Origin of the sequence: Marinobacterium zhoushanense (assembly GCF_014641945.1) — a bacterium.
GTDB classification, from domain to species: Bacteria; Pseudomonadota; Gammaproteobacteria; order Pseudomonadales; family Balneatricaceae; genus Marinobacterium_D; species Marinobacterium_D zhoushanense.
Map to the genome: position 1 here is coordinate 174052 of NZ_BMIJ01000006.1, position 16892 is coordinate 190943.

Here is a 16892-nt window from a genome sequence, read left to right on the forward strand (position 1 = left end):
AGTGGTTATTGAGGAGGGTTGAGTGAAGCGTCGAAGGTTCCCACCGTTTTCCCCGCCCCTGTCACCGCTGTCGGAGCTCGGGGTGGTGCAAGGGTTCTATTCTGCCGATGAAAGTCAGCATCTCTACGAACGTTTGCTGCATGAGAATGCCTGGCCCGACAATCACTACTGCGTGGACGGGCGTGTGTTCGAGCTGCCACGACAGCAGACTTGGCACGCCGATCCCGGTATCCGCTACAGCTACAGCAACAACCTGCTACAAACCCGTGACTGGACTCCGCTGCTCAGTGATATCCGCGCCAAGATTGAGCGCCACCTGAATGTGCAATTCAACTCGGTGCTGGTGAACCTCTACCGCAATGGCCAGGACTACGTGGGCTGGCACGCTGACGATGAGCGTGAGCTGGGTGAAAGTCCTGTGATCGCATCCTTGACCCTGGGCGCGACACGTACCTTCGCCTGGCAGCACAAAGATAGTCAGGAGGAGGGCCGAATGGCGCTGGAGAGCGGTACGCTGCTGGTGATGAAACCTGGGTTTCAGCATCACTGGTTCCACAGCATTCCGCGCGATCCGAAGGTAAAAGAGGGCCGGATCAATCTGACCTTTCGCAAAGTGATCCCGCTGAAGTAGCGGAGCTAACGCTCAATCGGGATCAGTCCAAGTCGAGAGTCGAACTGCATGTCGCGCAACTGGTCGATAAACCATTTCAGCCCCTTGCCCCGGTTGCTGGAGTGCCAGGCGGCCGAGATGCTTTGCGGCGGTCGGCTTTCCGCCAGCTTCAAGACCTGCAAGCTGCCTGTTTGAAGCGCTGACTGCATCAGGTTCAGCGGCAGGTAGCCAACCCCTAACCCTCTTGATTGCACATCGATCTTGCGCTGAAGCGAGTCGACCACAATACGGCTGCGGCCATCCAGCAGCCCAGAGGAGCGCACCGGCAGGTATCGGGAGCTATCGGCAACCACCACAGTAGGGTATTGACGGATCAGCTCCATCGAGAGCGGTTGTGGCATGCGAGTAAGTGGGTGGTCGGTGGCGACCGCGAACTCGAACACCAGCTCGCCCAGTGGCAGGGTAGAGAAGCCCTGGCCGGGCGGGTCGCCAGCGGCGCCGATAACCAGATCACAGCGTTGTGCATTGAGCGCGTCCCAGCTGCCAGCCAATACCTCTTCGGCTACTCTGACTTCAGTGTGGGGCTGGACCTGTTGAAAGCGCTCGATCAAGTCATAGATAGCATCAAACCCCAGTGCAGAGTCCACTGCGATGCGCAGCTCCGCTTCCCAGCCGGCCGCTGCCTGCCGGGCCAATACAGTAAGCTCTTCACTGGCGATGAGAATCTGTCGTCCCTGTTCCAGAACCAATCGACCCACGGCGGTCAGTTCCGCTTTACGCCGGCTGCGGTCAAAAAGCTGTACCCCGAGATCCTCCTCCAGTTTGCCGATGGTGTAGGAGATGGCCGATGGCACTCGGTAGAGCTCCTCCGCTGCCGCAGCGAAACTTTTGCGCCGGTCGATGGCGTCGAGAATGCGCAGTGCATCCAGGGTTAGAGGTGTGTTCATAATTCAATTAATTTGAACTGAAAGCTCAAATATCACCGTTATTTTTTTATCTGTCCAGTGACTATAGTGGGCTCAATGAACAAACACATTGAATTAAACGAGGTGGACAGCGATGAACAACACAGCGATCAATAAACTGCTTTCAACCAACGACAGCCTGGCTTCTCTGGCCCTGCGTATCCCCACCGGGATTATCTTCGCCGCCCACGGTGCACAGAAGCTGTTTGGCGCCTTCGGCGGCTACGGCCTTGAGGGCACCGGACAGTGGATGGCCTCCATCGGCCTGGAACCCGGGTACCTGATGGCGTTGGGCGCCGGTAGCGCCGAGTTCTTCGGTGGTATCCTGTTGCTGCTTGGCCTGCTGGTGCGTCCGGCTGCTGCCGTGCTGGCGATTACCATGCTGGTGGCGATCCTGGCGGTACATATCGGTAACGGACTGTTCATGTCGAATGGAGGCTATGAGTTTGGTCTGTCACTGCTGGCGGTATCCGTCGCACTGGCGATCCAGGGCGGTGGCGCACTGTCGATCGATCGTAAGCTGGCTAAAGTGGGTGCCTGACCGGTACCCACTTAACAGGTCCCAGAGGAGAGCGGAGATGATCAAGCTAAGACCGGCAGAGGAGAGGGGGCAGTTCCGCATCGACTGGCTCGACAGCCGTCATACCTTCTCCTTCGGCCACTATTACGACCCTCGCCATATGGGCGTATCCAGCCTGAGGGTGATCAATGACGACCGGGTAGTCCCTGGTGCGGGGTTCGAGACCCATCCCCACCGGGATATGGAGATCATCAGCTACATCCTCGACGGCAGTATCGAACACCGGGATACTATGGGCAACCGGACCCGCCTGCGTGCCGGCGAGGTGCAGGTGATGAGCGCGGGCACCGGCATCATGCACAGCGAGTTCAATCCGGAGCCGGAGACACATTTGCACTTCCTGCAGATCTGGATCCGTCCGGAGCAGCCGGGCCTGCAGCCCAGTTATGCGCAGAAGGATTTCAGCGATGCGAAGGGGGTAACCCTCATCGTCTCACCGGATGGGGCAAACGGGTCGCTTAAGCTGCATCAGGACGCCCGGATCTATCAACTCAGGCTGTCTGGCGAGCGTATCGAACTGCCGCTTCAAACCACTCGGCTGCACTACCTTCAGGTTGCGCGGGGCGCTCTGGCGCTTAACGGCAGGGTGTTGCAAGAGGGGGATGGCGTGATCATCGAGAAGGAATCGCTTCTTGATATCGCGGCTGATAACAGTGTCGAGGCATTGCTGTTCGACCTGGCCGCCTGACGATTGTAACGACATGGTAGATCCGTGGCCCGGTTTGATCACCGTTGGCCACGGCTGCGAGGGTTTACGGCGGGCAGTGCGGGTTCGGGTCAGATCGACATCAATGCCAGTACGTTGTCGAGCATCCGGTTGGAGAATCCCCACTCGTTATCGTACCAGGCCATCACCTTGACCAGATCGCCGTTGACCCGTGTATGGCTGATATCGAAGATCGATGATGCCGGGTTGTGGTTGAAGTCCACCGATACCAGCGGCAGATCGTTGATCTCCAATATTCCCTTCATCGGACCTGCTGCAGCGTCGCGCATGATGCGGTTGACCTCTTCGACGCTGGTCAGCCGCTCCGCCCGAAACGTCAGATCTACCAGCGATACGTTGATGGTTGGCACCCGCACCGCCATCCCGTCCAGTTTGCCGTCGAGCTCCGGCAGTACCAAGCCGACTGCGGCGGCGGCTCCGGTCTTGGTCGGGATCATCGATTGAGTGGCCGCTCGTGCACGATAGGGGTCACTGTGGTAAAGGTCGCTAAGGTTCTGGTCATTGGTATAGGCATGGATGGTGGTCATCAAACCCCTGTCGATGCCGATGCCGTCGTTGAGCGCCTTGGCGACGGGGGCCAGGCAGTTGGTGGTGCAGGAGGCGTTGGAGACGATCCGGTGCTCGGGCTTCAATACGTTGTCATTGATGCCGAAAACCACTGTGGCATCAACGCCTTGCCCTGGTGCCGATAGCAGTACTTTTTTCGCGCCTGCCTCAAGATGAGCAGCCGCCTTATCACGGCTGGTAAAGTGCCCGGTGCATTCGCACACCACATCGACATCGAGTTCGGCCCAGGGGAGTCGCGTGGGGTTAGATTCGCTGAGGTTTTCGATCCGTTGTCCTCCCACCACCAGCTTACCGTTGTCGATCCGAACATCGGTTCCGAACCGGCCGTGTACCGAGTCATATTTCAGTAAGTGCGCGTTGATTTTTATGTCGCCCAGATCGTTGATCGCTATCACCTCTATGCGGTCCTGATATCCGCCTTCATGAAGGGCGCGTACGATGTTGCGGCCTATCCGTCCCATTCCGTTGATCGCTATGCGAATCTTGGCCATATAAAACTCCTTCCGTCACGCTGATGTACTGAACGACCGGCGAATTTTCCGGTACTATTCATCTCTTTATCATCCAGCCCAGTGGGTTCGCGCAATTCGGTACCGAGGGCTTTCTAATCTTCATTGCTCTATATCAGTAAAGCGTCTCTGGCGCCGATCGCCAGTTTCACACCGCACAGTGTGTTGCAAGCACGATGGAAGCGCGGCTGCCAAATCAACTAGCCGATAGGTGCTGACAGCTTTGATCAGCTCCTCCGTCCGCTAAAACTGTTGGCGACTGGATTATATGGAGACGTTGGCATACAAGGAGTCGAAAGGGGTGGTCCTCTCCAATCATCTCAAGGCGGATCTGCTACTGATCCTGACCACAATACTGGCCGGCGCCGGCTGGATATTTTCCAAGGAGGCGCTGGTCGGCTTTGCGCCGTTGCTGTTCATGTGTATGCGTTTTACCAGTGCCGGACTGCTGTTGGGCTGCCTTCGTTTCGGCTCGCTGCGGGCGCTGTCGGCGGAACAGTGGCGTGCAAGTCTGCGTGTCGGAGTTTTCTTCGGTATAGCCATCGCCTTCTGGATCGTGGGTCTGCACCTGGCCAGTCATATCGGTGTCGGTGCTTTCCTGACCAGCCTGGGGGTGGTGATGGTGCCGTTGGTGGGGTTGCTGTTCGGTGAGCGGCCGAACCGCTATGTGTTCTACTCGCTGCCTTTCGTCGCCATCGGCATGGCCTGCCTGTCACTGGATGCCGAATTCGTGATTGGCTGGGGTGAGATCTTTTTCCTCGTGGCAGCGCTGTTCTTCTCGTTGACCTTCATTCTCAACAGCCGTGCCTCCGCCCGAATCCCGGCGGTGCCGTTGACTGCAATTCAGTTGGTGATAGCCGGCGTGATCACCTTCCTGCTATCGAGCCTGATTGAGAGTTGGAGCTTCGATCAGCCACTGGAGATATGGGGCTGGTTTCTGGCCAGCGTACTGCTTGCCACCAGCCTCAGGTTTTCGATTCAGACCCGAGCCCAAGGGCTGGCACCGGCCAGTCACGCAGCCATCATTATGACCCTGGAGCCGGTGTGGGCGGCATTGATGGCGGTATGGTGGTTGGGAGAGAGGATGAGTCTGCTACAGGTGCTGGGCTGTTCACTGATCTTCCTGGCCATGCTGGTCAACCGCTGGCCAGCAGTACGCTACTGGCTACGCCTTACGCGAGACGAGAAAAGCTGAGCGCGTTAGAATCTGGCCGCACTGCGGTGCCGGAGCCCGTGAGAACAAACTGAATTTGTAAAAAGACCCCTCTCCTGGCGGAGAGGGGTAGGCAAAGTGCAAACAACTCCAACGGCCGGAGCTGCAAGATGGGATGCGATAGGTGAAGAGAGACACCTGTCGCGTCCTGATCCTTCAGGACACCTTAAGCATAGCGCGTATGCTGCAATGCACAATAGCAATTAGCTTGTTTTTTAAACAATTTGGTTATAAAAATGGCCATATTTACTGCATTGCAGCAAGATCGGTTTTGCGCGTCCGCTAAATCTCGGATCCAAAAGCAAAAATTCACTTTCGTGATCAGTCTTCGGTTTTCATCTGCCTGCTCTGGCGGAACGGGTGGGCCGGATACGTGCCGATAATGCGTACCGTTTTGGCGAAAAAGTGCAGCTCCTGCAGGGCATACTGCATCGCCTGCTCATGTGGATGCGCTTCGACATCAAGATGGAAACTCGACACCTGCATGGTGTCGGACTCCATATAACTCTCCAGCTTGACCATGTTGATGCCGTTGGTGGCGAAGCCGCCCAGCGCCTTGTACAGGGCGGCCGGCATGTTGCGCACGGCAAACATAATGGTCGTCATGTAGCGCTCATCAGCGTCCAGGGGCGGCATATGGCTATCTTTCGCCAGGATGATAAAGCGCGTGGTGTTGCCGCTTTTGTCCTGGAAATTTTCCTGCAGGATCTCCAGACCGTACAGTTCGGCGGCGAGGCTGGAGGCGATCACCGCATGGCTCTGATTCGGATTTTCCGCCAGCTCGGCTGCGGATCCCGCGGTATCCAGCGCCGCGATCGGGCTCAGCCCCAGCGCCTTGATATTGCCATCACACTGCGCCAGCGCTTGGGGGTGGGATGAGATGGTTTTCAAATCTTCGATGCGGGTACCGGGCAGCGCCAGCAGGCAGTGATTCACCGGTTCGAAGTGCTCGCCGATGATGTGCAGCTGGGTTTTCGGCATCAGTCGATAGATCTCTTCAACGCGACCGGCGGTCGAGTTTTCCAGCGGGATCATCGCCAGCCGGGCCTCGCCATTGTCGACCATAAACATCGCATCAAAAAAGTTCTCGCAAGCCTGGGTCTCCATGTCCGGGAAGACTCGGGTACAGGAGAGGTGGGAGTAGGCTCCGGGGTATCCCTGATAGGCGATGATGTTGTTGGTGTCGGTCATTGCGCTTGATATTCCATCGATAGGCGTTGTACGAAGCGGTCGATTATGGCACAGGCATTGGGGCGGAAAAACAAGGATAAGCGCTGCCGACAGGGTAAGTTAGCTGCTCTGGGCCGTTGTACCGAGCCTTAGACGGGAAAAACAGACAGCATCTGCGGTAAACTGCGCTGAACAGAATAGAGGAGAGCTCATGACCCCGGAACGTGAACAGCGCTTACTGGAGATATTGCGGCGACGCCAGCCCGATCTGACACTGATTACCGACAAGGTGCACAAACCGCGCAATATCGCCGCCCTGGTCCGCAACTGTGATGCCGTCGGTATTCCGCGCATGCATGTGGTCAAGCCTGATCACGAGTATCGCCGTTACCGTGGCACCTCCCGTGGCAGTGATCGTTGGGTCGACTCCGTGCTGCATGACACCTTGGACAGCGCAATCGCGACGGTCAGGGAGCTGGGTATGAAGATCTACGCGGCGCACCTGTCGGACAGCGCTGTCGATTTCCGTGACGTGGACTATACCCAGCCTTGCGCCATCTTGATGGGCGCTGAGAAAGAGGGGATCAGCGAGTTGGCCGCTCGGGAGGCCGATGCGCACATCACGGTGCCGATGATGGGCATGGTGGAGTCGCTCAACGTCTCAACGGCGGCGGGTATTATCCTGATTGAAGCTCAGCGCCAGCGCCAACTCGCCGGTCTGTACGAGCTGGACCGCATGCCGGTGCGCGAAACCGCCCGTCACATGTTCGAATCCCGCTATCCGAAGATCGCGGCGCACTGCTTGACCGCCGGTTTGCCCTATCCTGAATATGATGACCTGGGGGAGTTGCTCGATCCTGCCGCGTGCCAAAGGTTACTGGCGAAGCGGGCCTGAGTCCGTCCATGACTGTCTACCACAGACTGTCGGCCACAGAAAAGTGAGAGGTGGATGTGCTGTCGTTCCGGCCACTGATATTGATGGCGCTCTATCTGGCAGTGGTATTGATGCTCGCGCTGGAGGGGGCTGCCTACACGCGTAACTGGTCGTTGATGCGCCTCCACGAGGAGGGTACCGATAGGTTGCTGGGCAATATCAGCCTGTTACGCAGCGCGCTGGATCAGTATCGCTATCTCCCCTTCGTGTTGACCCAGAGCCGAGAGGTCCGTGGTTTGTTGCGCAGTCCCGGCGCAGAGAGCAGTGAGCCGGTTAACCGCTACCTTGAACAGATCAACCTGGTGTCCGGTTCAAGTGCGCTGATGGTGTTCGATCTGGACGGTCTGCTGAGGTCCTCAAGCAACTGGCGGGATCAACGAATGTTATTGGGCGGCTCGCAGGCCGAGATGGAGTATTTTCGCCAGGCGATCGCCGGCAACGAGGGGCGCCAATTTGTGCATGAGGGGGTTCCTCCAAGGCAGGCGCTGTACATGTCGGCGCCGATCTACGATGAGCAGCGTCTGATCGGGGTGGCGGCGATGCGGGTGGAACTGGACAAGCTGCGCGAACAGCTGCCGATCGACTACCCCTTCATCATCAATGATATCGACGGTGAGCGTCTGTTCAGCGTGATGATGCCCGATCGACTGCCCGAGGCAAAATCGGAGTCTCTGAGCGATGGCGCAAAGATCCAGCTGTTGACCCTCAATGGCATCGTCTATCTAGCCCAGAGTGTGGTGCTGGACGATCTCGACTGGCGTGTCAGTGTGCTGAGCGATGCCCGCATCGTTCAGCAACAGCAGCGGATTGCCGCCGGTGCGATCGGTGGTGGCGGTTTCGCGTTGGCGCTGTTGTTCCTGTACCTGAGGGAGTCGCGCCAGAAAAAGGCGCTGCAATTGGATCAGGCGCGTGAGCGTGCTCTGAGTCAGGAGCGCCAACGCGATATGATCAGTACCGCCCAAGTGGGGCTGATCAATGTGGACCGGAGCGGACTGATCCAGTTCATCAACCCGATGGCGATGCAGCAGTTCGGCGTGTCGCTGGAGCTGATGCGCAACCGTACGGTAGAGGAGCTGCTCAGCGGTGGCAGCAGCGAGTTGCTGCGTGAGACATTGTCTAATCTCGGCACCGATCGATTCCAACCGCTGACAGGTGCCGAGATGGTCGGGCGCCGTGCCGATGGTACGCTGTTCCCGATGATGGTGTCGGTACGGGGTATGACCGATCATCCGGAGCTGGGCTATCTGGTCACCGTTATCGACATCAGCCGGCGCAAGCGGTTGGAACAGGCGCTGCGTGAAGCCAATGAATCGCTGGAACACAAGGTGATCGAGCGCACCCGGGCGCTGGAGGAGGCGCAGGCGGAGCTGGTACAGGCGGGCAAACTGGCAGCCTTGGGCCGGATGTCGGCGTCGGTGGTGCATGAGTTGAACCAGCCGTTGACCGCGTTGCGAACCTACCTGGCGATCTGTCGGCGACAGCTCGACAATCCGGAACAGCAGCGCGAAAATCTGCGCCAGCTCGAAAGCCTGATCGACCGTATGGCGCTGATCACTGGACAGCTGAAGACATTCGCCTACCGCAAACCGGAGCAGGTCGGACCGGTACCGGTAGCGCAGTCGATCGACCAGGTGCTGGCGATGTTTCGTGGCCGCTTCAGCGAGATGCAGTTGCAGCTTGACTATACGCCGCCGGCCTCCGGGCTCCATCTCTCCGGTGACCAGGCACGTTTTGAACAGGTGCTGATCAACCTGATCAAGAACGCCTGTGACGCCATGCAGCCCAGGCCTGGACCCAATCGCTTGATTTTGCACGTTGCCTCAGATGAGCAGAATGTCTATCTCTCGGTGGCGGACAACGGGCCGGGTATCGCGGAGGAGCATCGCGCCCAGCTGTTCGAGCCCTTTTTTACCACCAAGGAGGTGGGCAGCGGTCTCGGCCTGGGGCTGGCAATCGTACAGTCGATCGTTCGCGATCTCGGTGGCGATATACTTGCCACCAACCGCGCAGAGGGTGGCGCCTGCTTCGAACTGCGTCTGAAACGCTTTGATAGCTCGTCAGCCGGCGAGCAACAACCGACCGGTAATGGACAAGAGGTGATATGAAACCCGAACTGCCGATCCAGGCCGTCAACGAGTGCCGCTGTGTGATGTTGGTGGACGATGAAGCGATGGTACGGGAGGCCACCGAGCAGTGGCTGTCGATCTGCGGCTTCCATGTCGTCAGCCTCTCCAGTGCCGAGCAGGCGCTGGCTCAGTTGAACGAGGGCTGGCCAGGAGTGTTGCTTACCGATGTGCGTATGCCGGGCATGGATGGGCTGGCGCTGATGCGTGAGGTGCAGCAGACGCTGCCCGGATTGCCGGTGATTCTGTTGACCGCCCACGGCGACGTGGATATGGCGATAGGTGCCATGCACGAGGGCGCTTACGATTTTATCGAGAAGCCCTACGTTCCCGACCGGCTGGCGGAAACCCTGCAAAGAGCCTGCGACAAGCGACGGCTGACCCTGGAGAACCGGCGTCTGCAGCTGGATCTGGCGAGTCGCTCGGGGCTCGCGGGCAAGCTGATCGGAATCTCCCCGGCGATTTCGAGAGTGCGCGACGAGATCCTGCTGCTAGGTCAGCTCAATACCAACGTCATCATTTACGGTGAGACGGGTACCGGCAAAGAGCTGGTGGCCCAGTGCCTGCATGAATTCAGCCCTCGATCCGGCAAACCCTTCGTGCCGATCAACTGCGGTGCGATTCCGGAAAACCTTATCGAGAGCGAGCTGTTCGGCCATGAGGTGGGTGCATTTACCGGTGCCAGTAAACGCCGTATCGGCAAGTTTGAGTATGCCAGCGGCGGCACGCTGTTTCTGGATGAGATCGAGAGCATGCCGGTAAATCTGCAGGTCAAGTTGTTGCGTGCCCTGCAGGAGGGGGTGATCGAGCGGTTGGGCTCCAATCAATCGATTCCGGTCAACCTGCGTGTGGTGGCGGCTGCCAAAGTGGATCTGCGCGAGGAGGAGGGGTTCCGTGAGGACCTGTTCTATCGTCTCTGCGTGTCGGAACTGCACCTCGCCCCGTTGCGGGATCGGCTTGATGATGTGCCGCTGCTGTTCGCGCACTATGTCGCCCAGGCCGCGACAGACCACCAGCGCGAGCCGAGGCCGCTGAGCGATCACGATATCTGCGCACTCCAGTCCTACGCCTGGCCCGGCAATGTGCGGGAGCTGAAAAACGTGGCAATACGTTTTGCGCTTGATCACCGCTCTTCGGCTGCGGAGTTGCTCTCTCGCGGCCAGGTGCCGCTGGTCACGCCCAGAATCAACCAGCGCCACCTGCCGTTGGCGGTGCAGGTGGATGAGTTCGAGGCCCAGGTGATCCGGCTCAGTCTCAAAACGCACCGGGGCAACATCAAGGCGGTGATGGAGGAGCTGGATCTGCCGCGACGTACCCTGAATCAGAAAATGCTGCGCTACGGTATCAACCGTAGCGAGTTTGTTCCCGACGAGTCCCCATGAGCAATTTTTTGCTTATTGCGGCCTCGAATAATAAGCAAAATATTGCCTATCGCCACTGGATACCTCTTCCCTGAATCTAAAATATTCTTTTTTTTCATTAGGATAGGATTTTTTCTGGAGCCTGGTCCATCCTTTGCTATACCTGATGTACTCCGTTAACGGGGCCTGCTTCCGGCGCGACCTTACCCCATCGTCGCGACCGCGGGAGGCAGAGGTGCGATATAAACACAAAAAAGGATGCAGGAATGACAATCAACAAACGCAACTTCATCAAGAGTATGGGCATGGCGCTGGCGGTGGGTGTTGCCGCTTCCAGTATGAGCCTGGTTCAGGCTGCTGAAGAGAAGCGCTCCTATATTCTGGCTACGGCGTCCACTGGCGGCACCTACTATCCGGTAGGTGTAGCAGTTGCCACGCTGGCCAAGGTCAAGCTGGAACCCACCATCGGCCTGTCGCTGTCCGCGATCAACTCTGCAGGCTCCGGTGAGAACATCAAGTTGTTGCGCGAGAACGAAGCGCAGTTTGCGATCCTGCAAGGGCTTTACGGTGCCTGGGCGTGGCACGGGGAGGGCGAACTGAAAGATTCTGGCCCTCAGACCGGTCTGCGTTCAGTCACTATGTTGTGGCAGAACGTCGAACAGTTCGTGGTCCGTTCCTCCTATGCCAAGACCGGTACCATCGATGATCTGAAGGGTTTTGAAGACATCAAATTCTCTATCGGGCCGAAGAATTCGGGTACAGAGGGCTCCGGCCGCACCATCCTCGGCAACCTGGGCATCGACCCGGATAAGTTCAACCTGGCCTACATGGGCTACGGCCCCTCCGCCGATGCTATGCAGAACGGGACAATCGATGGCATGAACATCCCCTCCGGTGTGCCGACCTCGGCGATCACCCGCGCCTACGCGGCCATGGGCGGCGATATCACGGTACTGGACTTTACCGACAAGCAGATGGCGCAGGCCAACGGTCACTATGACCTCTGGACCCGCTACGTGATTCCGGCCAACACCTATCCTGGCCAGACCAAGGAGATCAACACCATCGCACAGCCTAACTTCCTCGCGGTACGTGAAGACGTGTCGGAGGAGGATGTCTACCAGTTGACCAAAACCATCTATGAGAACCTGCCGTTCCTGAACGGTATTCATGCCGCCACCAAGGCGATGGCGTTGGAGAAAGCGATCGCAGGTCTGCCGGTACCCCTGCATTCGGGTGCCGCGCGTTTCTACCGGGAAATGGGTCTCACGATCAAGAACTGATCGCCTTCCTGTCTGTCGTCGACCGGCTTCCGCCTGAAGGAAGCCGGTCAGAGCTCGCAATGACCAATCGAGGGTAGATCCAATGACGGCAACGCCAATGGATGATCAGCAAACGGCAGAGCGCCTGAAGAGCCTGGAGCTGGCGCAACGCGACGAAAGATCGCTGGTCGGCCGCTTTATCTACTGGGCCGGCGTGCTTTTCGCGCTGGTGCATATCTATTTCAACACCCTGGGGACAATGTCCGAGCTTTGGGTCTCGGCCATCCATTTCAGTGGCTTCGCGCTGATCACCGCGCTGATGGTGCCGATGCGTTCGACCACCGGGGCGGGCAGCGCCAAATTGGTGCTGGCGATCGATCTTCTGATCGGTCTGGTGGCGGTCGCCACTACCCTCTATCTGATGCTGTTTGAGGATGCGTTATACCAGCGCGGTGTCCACTTCATCGCGTCGGACTGGGTCGTGGCCGTGGTCGCGATTTTAATCGCGCTGGAGATGACCCGGCGTACCACCGGCTGGTTCATCCCGTCGCTGATTCTGGTGGCGCTGACCTATGTATTTTGGTGGGGCCAGTATGTGCCGGGTATGTTCCAGTTCCCGGGCTTGAGCCTGGAGACGGTGCTGTTTCGCAGCTACTTCTCCTCAGAGGGGATGTTCGGCGCCATCGCCCAGATCTCCTGGACCTACGTGTTCATGTTCATTCTGTTTGGCGCTTTCCTGGTCAAATCCGGCGCCGGCGATTTTATCATCGAGCTGTCACGCTGCGTTGCAGGGCGATTTGTGGGTGGTCCTGGCCTGGTCGCGGTGTTCGGTTCCGGCCTGATGGGATCGGTGTCCGGCTCCTCTGTGGCCAATACCGTGTCGACCGGTGTAATCACCATCCCGATGATGCAGAAAGCGGGCTTCCCGGCGCGGTTCGCAGCCGGTGTGGAAGCGGCTGCCTCCACCGGTGGGCAGTTGATGCCGCCGGTGATGGGCGCGGGAGCGTTCATCATGGCCTCCTACACCCAGATCCCCTATGTCACCATCATCGGCATCGCCGCACTGCCGGCACTGCTCTACTTCCTGTCGGTCGGTTTCTATGTCCGGGTCGAGGCCAAGCGCAGCCATGCTTCCGCGGTGGAGATGCACGCACGCCCGTTCAAGGAGGTGATGAAGGAGGGGTGGCACTGTTTGCTGCCGATCATCGTGCTGGTAGCGCTGCTGATATACGGCTTCACGCCGACCTATGCGGCGGGAATCTCGATTATCTCCGTGGTCGTCGCCTCCTGGCTGTCACCAAGGAAAATGGGGCTGCGCGACGTACTGGATGCCTTGGCTCAGGGATCGCGGAATATGGCCACCACGGCGATGCTGCTGATTGCGGTCGGTATTGTCGTCAACGTGGTATCGATGACCGGTATCGGCAACACCTTCTCACTGATGGTGACCAACTGGGCCAGTGGCAGTCTGCTGATCACCATCCTGTTGGTGGCACTGGCCTCACTGATCCTGGGCATGGGCTTGCCTGTAACCGCGGCCTACATCGTGCTTGCCACGCTGTCGGCGCCGGCGCTGTACAACCTGATGGCGGAGCGGGAACTGATCGATCTGATCGTGTCCGGGCAGTTGCCGGAAGCGGCGCGGACCATCTTTATGCTGATTGATCCCAATGCATTGACCGCTCTGGCGCAGCCGATGCCTGCGGCCGATGCGGCCGCGCTGGTGGCCCAGGTACCGTCCGACTTCAAGGGGCAGTTGCTGCAGCAGGCGCTGGATCCGACCCTGCTGTCAATGCTGCTGCTGTCAGCGCACATGATCATCTTCTGGCTGTCGCAGGATTCCAACGTGACGCCGCCAGTCTGTCTGACTGCCTTTGCTGCTGCGGCGATCGCGCGTACACCGCCGATGGCCACCGGCTTTACCGCCTGGAAGCTATCCAAGGGGCTCTATGTGGTGCCGTTGCTGTTTGCCTACACACCGTTCATCGGCGGCAGCTGGAGCGAGGTGCTGACCATCTTCACCTTCGGTATCCTCGGTATGTATGCCTTTGTCGGCTTCATGGAGGGATATCTGGAAGGGAGGCTGAATATCGCCTTGCGACTGCTCAGCGGTATTTGTGCGCTGGGGTTGCTCTGGCCCCACGGCCAGCTGCTCTATGATCTGATTGCGGCGGTGGTATTTGTCGGGCTGTTCATCTACAGTCGGCGCTTCGATACGACGGCTATGCAGACTCAATCCGGGTAAGGTTCCAACACGCACCGTAAACGGCGGCACTCTCCAGCTTGACTGAGGGGTGACCGCCGTTTTTTTGATCTGGTCGTTGCACGGTTAATCAGCGTACATTGATCTCGACACGACGGTTTCTTGGTTCTCGGGTGTTATCCGGGGTGTCGATCAGTAGCTCCGTTTCACCCTTGGCAAAGGTTTTGATGGTTTGTAGCTCAATACCCAATTTGACCAGGTCCCGCTTCACCGCTTCCGCGCGGTCTTTGGACAAGCGCAAATTGAGATCGGCTGGACCACTGGTATCGGTATGTCCGGTGACCAGCACTTCCGGGGCGCTACGCTCAAGTACTGCACTGTAGATCTGCTTGGCGAGTTCGCGCGATTCCGGTGTCAATTCATCGGTGGCAAACTTGAAGTACACCATCGAATAGAGTGGTGCCGCGGGTACCGCATCGTATGCCTCACCAAAGGTGGCGCGAAGCTCCTCCTCATTGCCGGTATAGGTCCTGACTTGGTCACCGTTCAAGCTCATGGCGCTGTAGTCGCCCTCCAGTTGATACTGCTCACCGGAGTTTAGCGTTACCGTGACCACCCCGACACGGCCATCTTCCGGCATCACCATATACACCTCGCCTGCCGGACAGAAAGGGGGCGGTGTGGTCGAAAGCACCAGTGACTCAACCGCTGTTTGTGGTCGCAGGTCCGACACCGGCTTAGAGGGACCTAAGGTATTAACCGTGCCGCTGTACAGGGTACAACCTGAAACGCTTAACATGACGAACAACGGGGCCAGAGACCTTCCCTGTCTGATCATGCAGAGATCACTCCTGTGTCGGGGGAACCTTGACCGAGAATTCGGTTCCACGTACGGCGAGGATCGCCGCCGGGGTTTTTACCTTCATGGCGCCTGGATTCTTTTCGGTCAGCTTGCCTGCTATTGCGGACAGGGTTCCCTGCTTCAGCGACATGCCGAAGTCGCCGTCATGGGTTTTTCGATCGAAATTGAAGCTATCCAACGCGATACGGGAGTTTGGACCTATTGCGACCCTTGAGTCATCCAGGAATAGCAGTCCGACCGATCCTTCGGCGCCGGTACGTATGCTGTCCTGACCATAGACCTCCTGGCCTGGAGTTACAGCGATCACTTGCCCTGAGCGCTCGATAAACGCGCTACCCTTGAGAGTTTTGATATGACCGATACTCTCGTCACCGGCATGGGCGATGAGGCTGGAAAGTGATAATGCAATAATAGGGATACATGTTTTAAGGCAGCTGGACATTGTACGATCCTTTTGATTTTATCGCCGTAAATCGTGGATTATCCGGCGCGCTTAACGAGGACTGCCTCCCGATATGGGCCTCGCATAGGCGTTAAGATTTAACTCTTAGTTAACCATAGCGCAAGCATCTATTTTATATATGTGTTAATTTCATGATTAATCCTGAAATGTTGCACGCTATTACTACACACATATTATCGGAGTAGCAAAATAGTCAATTGTTTTCCAGCATGGCATTCAGGTAACTTGAGCCTGCATTCATGCAGTCAAATACATGAAGTCCCAGCTCTTGAGCGAGATCAGTACACAAACGTATACCCCGACAGCTATTCCCCTTGCTATCCAGTAACGGCGAGTAGGTGGCGATGCCTAATTGCCGGTTAACTACCGACATGACGCCGCCGCTGACACCGCTCTTGGCCGGTACTCCGACTCGATAGGCCCACTGTCCCGAATAGTCGTACATGCCGCAGGTGAACATGATCGACAGCATATCCTTGACCCTGTCGATGTCGAATACTTCAGTCTGAGTGACCGGATTTTTTCCCAGGTTGGAGAGCGTTGCGGCGATAGTCGCCAGATCTCGGCAGTTAACCAGGATCGAACACTGCTTGAAGTAGATATCCAGTGCCGCTTCAACCTGATCCGGCACCATGCCGAAATTCAGCAGCAGGTAGGCGATCGCCCGGTTGCGGTGTCCGGTACGGGACTCTGAGCGATATACATCCTCGTCGAACTCAAGCTGTCTCCCGGCTGCCGCACTAAACCGACTCATTATCTCGTGAAAGGTGTTGTCGCCATATTTTTGGTACAGCATCGCGGTGACAGTAATCGCTCCGGCATTGACCATCGGATTGAAGGGGCGGTTGCTAAGTTTTTCCAGCTCAATTGAGTTGAACGCATCGCCGCTGGGTTCGACACCTACATACTTGGCAACTTCGTCTTCGCCAAAGGCTTCCAGGGCCATACCGTAGGTGAGGGGCTTAGAGATCGATTGAATGGTGAAGCAGACGTCGGCAGTGCCGGCTTCTACGATGCTTCCGTTCGAGGTCACGAATGCCGCTCCGAAGTGGGCAGGATCGGCTTTGCTCAGTTCGGGGATATAGGTCGCGATTTCCCCCTCGAAGTTTGACGCATGCTTGGAGTGTAGATGGTCGATCAATTCCTGGAGCCAGACCTGTTCCTTCATCAGGCACCTCATTCAGTCAGCCTGTGGGCGAAAAACTGAAAGTGGGGAACGCACAAAATATGCCATTTTCTGACTGTTTGATCAGTTCGTAGCGGTGCGAGATAAGTATTTATTAATATTGATGTAATAATTAAAGCTTATGTCAAATGTGTTGGTAAATGGATGCATAAAATAA

General features: G+C 57.5%; 15 protein-coding genes. 9 read left to right on the forward strand and 6 right to left on the reverse strand.

All coding sequences use genetic code 11. The features are described from left to right. Positions 1-22 precede the first annotated feature (22 nt). Positions 23-631 (forward strand): alpha-ketoglutarate-dependent dioxygenase AlkB family protein, encoded by a 609-nt coding sequence (locus IEX40_RS15025; RefSeq protein WP_229680779.1) that lies wholly within the window; start codon positions 23-25, stop codon positions 629-631. 5 nt (positions 632-636) lie between these two features. Here the strand turns inward: IEX40_RS15025 and IEX40_RS15030 are convergent, their stop codons facing one another. Next, positions 637-1557: a LysR family transcriptional regulator gene (locus tag IEX40_RS15030; protein WP_188749720.1), complete on the reverse strand. Its 921-nt coding sequence runs from the start codon at positions 1555-1557 to the stop codon at positions 637-639. Positions 1558-1669: 112 nt separating this feature from the next. Between IEX40_RS15030 and IEX40_RS15035 the strand changes: the two genes are divergently transcribed. Together IEX40_RS15035 and IEX40_RS15040 are read left to right on the forward strand one after the other, a co-directional pair. Continuing rightward, positions 1670-2116 carry a DoxX family protein gene (locus IEX40_RS15035; RefSeq protein ID WP_188749722.1) on the forward strand — a complete coding sequence of 149 codons (447 nt, stop codon included), beginning with the start codon at positions 1670-1672 and terminating at the stop codon, positions 2114-2116. Between the two features lie 37 nt (positions 2117-2153). Continuing rightward, positions 2154-2843 (forward strand): pirin family protein, encoded by a 690-nt coding sequence (locus IEX40_RS15040; RefSeq protein WP_188749724.1) that lies wholly within the window; start codon positions 2154-2156, stop codon positions 2841-2843. 89 nt (positions 2844-2932) lie between these two features. Here the strand turns inward: IEX40_RS15040 and gap are convergent, their stop codons facing one another. Next, complete coding sequence (gene gap, locus IEX40_RS15045; RefSeq protein WP_188749725.1) at positions 2933-3940, reverse strand: type I glyceraldehyde-3-phosphate dehydrogenase; 1008 nt, start codon at positions 3938-3940, stop codon at positions 2933-2935. A gap of 286 nt (positions 3941-4226) precedes the next feature. Between gap and IEX40_RS15050 the strand changes: the two genes are divergently transcribed. Continuing rightward, on the forward strand, positions 4227-5153 hold the full coding sequence (locus IEX40_RS15050; RefSeq protein WP_188749727.1) for a DMT family transporter: 927 nt from the start codon (positions 4227-4229) through the stop codon (positions 5151-5153). 339 nt (positions 5154-5492) lie between these two features. On the opposite strand, the gene IEX40_RS15055 is transcribed toward IEX40_RS15050, so the two are convergent. Beyond that, entirely contained in the window at positions 5493-6362 is an 870-nt protein-coding gene (locus IEX40_RS15055) for a prephenate dehydratase (protein WP_188749730.1), read from the reverse strand. Between the two features lie 190 nt (positions 6363-6552). Here IEX40_RS15055 and trmH point away from each other — a divergent pair, with 190 nt between their 5' ends. The 5 genes from trmH (at position 6553) to IEX40_RS15080 (ending at position 14266) form a co-directional block, all read left to right on the forward strand. After that, entirely contained in the window at positions 6553-7236 is a 684-nt protein-coding gene (gene trmH / locus IEX40_RS15060; RefSeq protein WP_188749732.1) for a tRNA (guanosine(18)-2'-O)-methyltransferase TrmH, read from the forward strand. Positions 7237-7292: 56 nt separating this feature from the next. Further along, positions 7293-9380, forward strand: coding sequence for a sensor histidine kinase (locus tag IEX40_RS15065; RefSeq protein WP_188749734.1), 2088 nt, complete (start codon positions 7293-7295; stop codon positions 9378-9380). Continuing rightward, positions 9377-10780: a sigma-54-dependent transcriptional regulator gene (locus IEX40_RS15070; RefSeq protein WP_188749736.1), complete on the forward strand. Its 1404-nt coding sequence runs from the start codon at positions 9377-9379 to the stop codon at positions 10778-10780. The genes IEX40_RS15065 and IEX40_RS15070 overlap by 4 nt, the downstream gene beginning before the upstream one ends. A gap of 245 nt (positions 10781-11025) precedes the next feature. After that, a complete protein-coding gene (locus tag IEX40_RS15075; protein WP_188749738.1) occupies positions 11026-12042 on the forward strand; it encodes a TAXI family TRAP transporter solute-binding subunit in 1017 nt (338 codons plus the stop codon). An 82-nt stretch (positions 12043-12124) separates the two neighbouring features. Next, positions 12125-14266, forward strand: coding sequence for a TRAP transporter permease (locus IEX40_RS15080; protein WP_188749740.1), 2142 nt, complete (start codon positions 12125-12127; stop codon positions 14264-14266). A gap of 88 nt (positions 14267-14354) precedes the next feature. On the opposite strand, the gene IEX40_RS15085 is transcribed toward IEX40_RS15080, so the two are convergent. The 3 genes from IEX40_RS15085 to glsA form a co-directional block, all read right to left on the reverse strand. After that, entirely contained in the window at positions 14355-15062 is a 708-nt protein-coding gene (locus tag IEX40_RS15085; protein ID WP_188749742.1) for an OmpA family protein, read from the reverse strand. Between the two features lie 7 nt (positions 15063-15069). Beyond that, positions 15070-15528 (reverse strand): FecR family protein, encoded by a 459-nt coding sequence (locus IEX40_RS15090; RefSeq protein ID WP_188749744.1) that lies wholly within the window; start codon positions 15526-15528, stop codon positions 15070-15072. 214 nt (positions 15529-15742) lie between these two features. Further along, positions 15743-16717: a glutaminase A gene (gene glsA / locus IEX40_RS15095; RefSeq protein WP_229680780.1), complete on the reverse strand. Its 975-nt coding sequence runs from the start codon at positions 16715-16717 to the stop codon at positions 15743-15745. Positions 16718-16892: the final 175 nt, after the last annotated feature.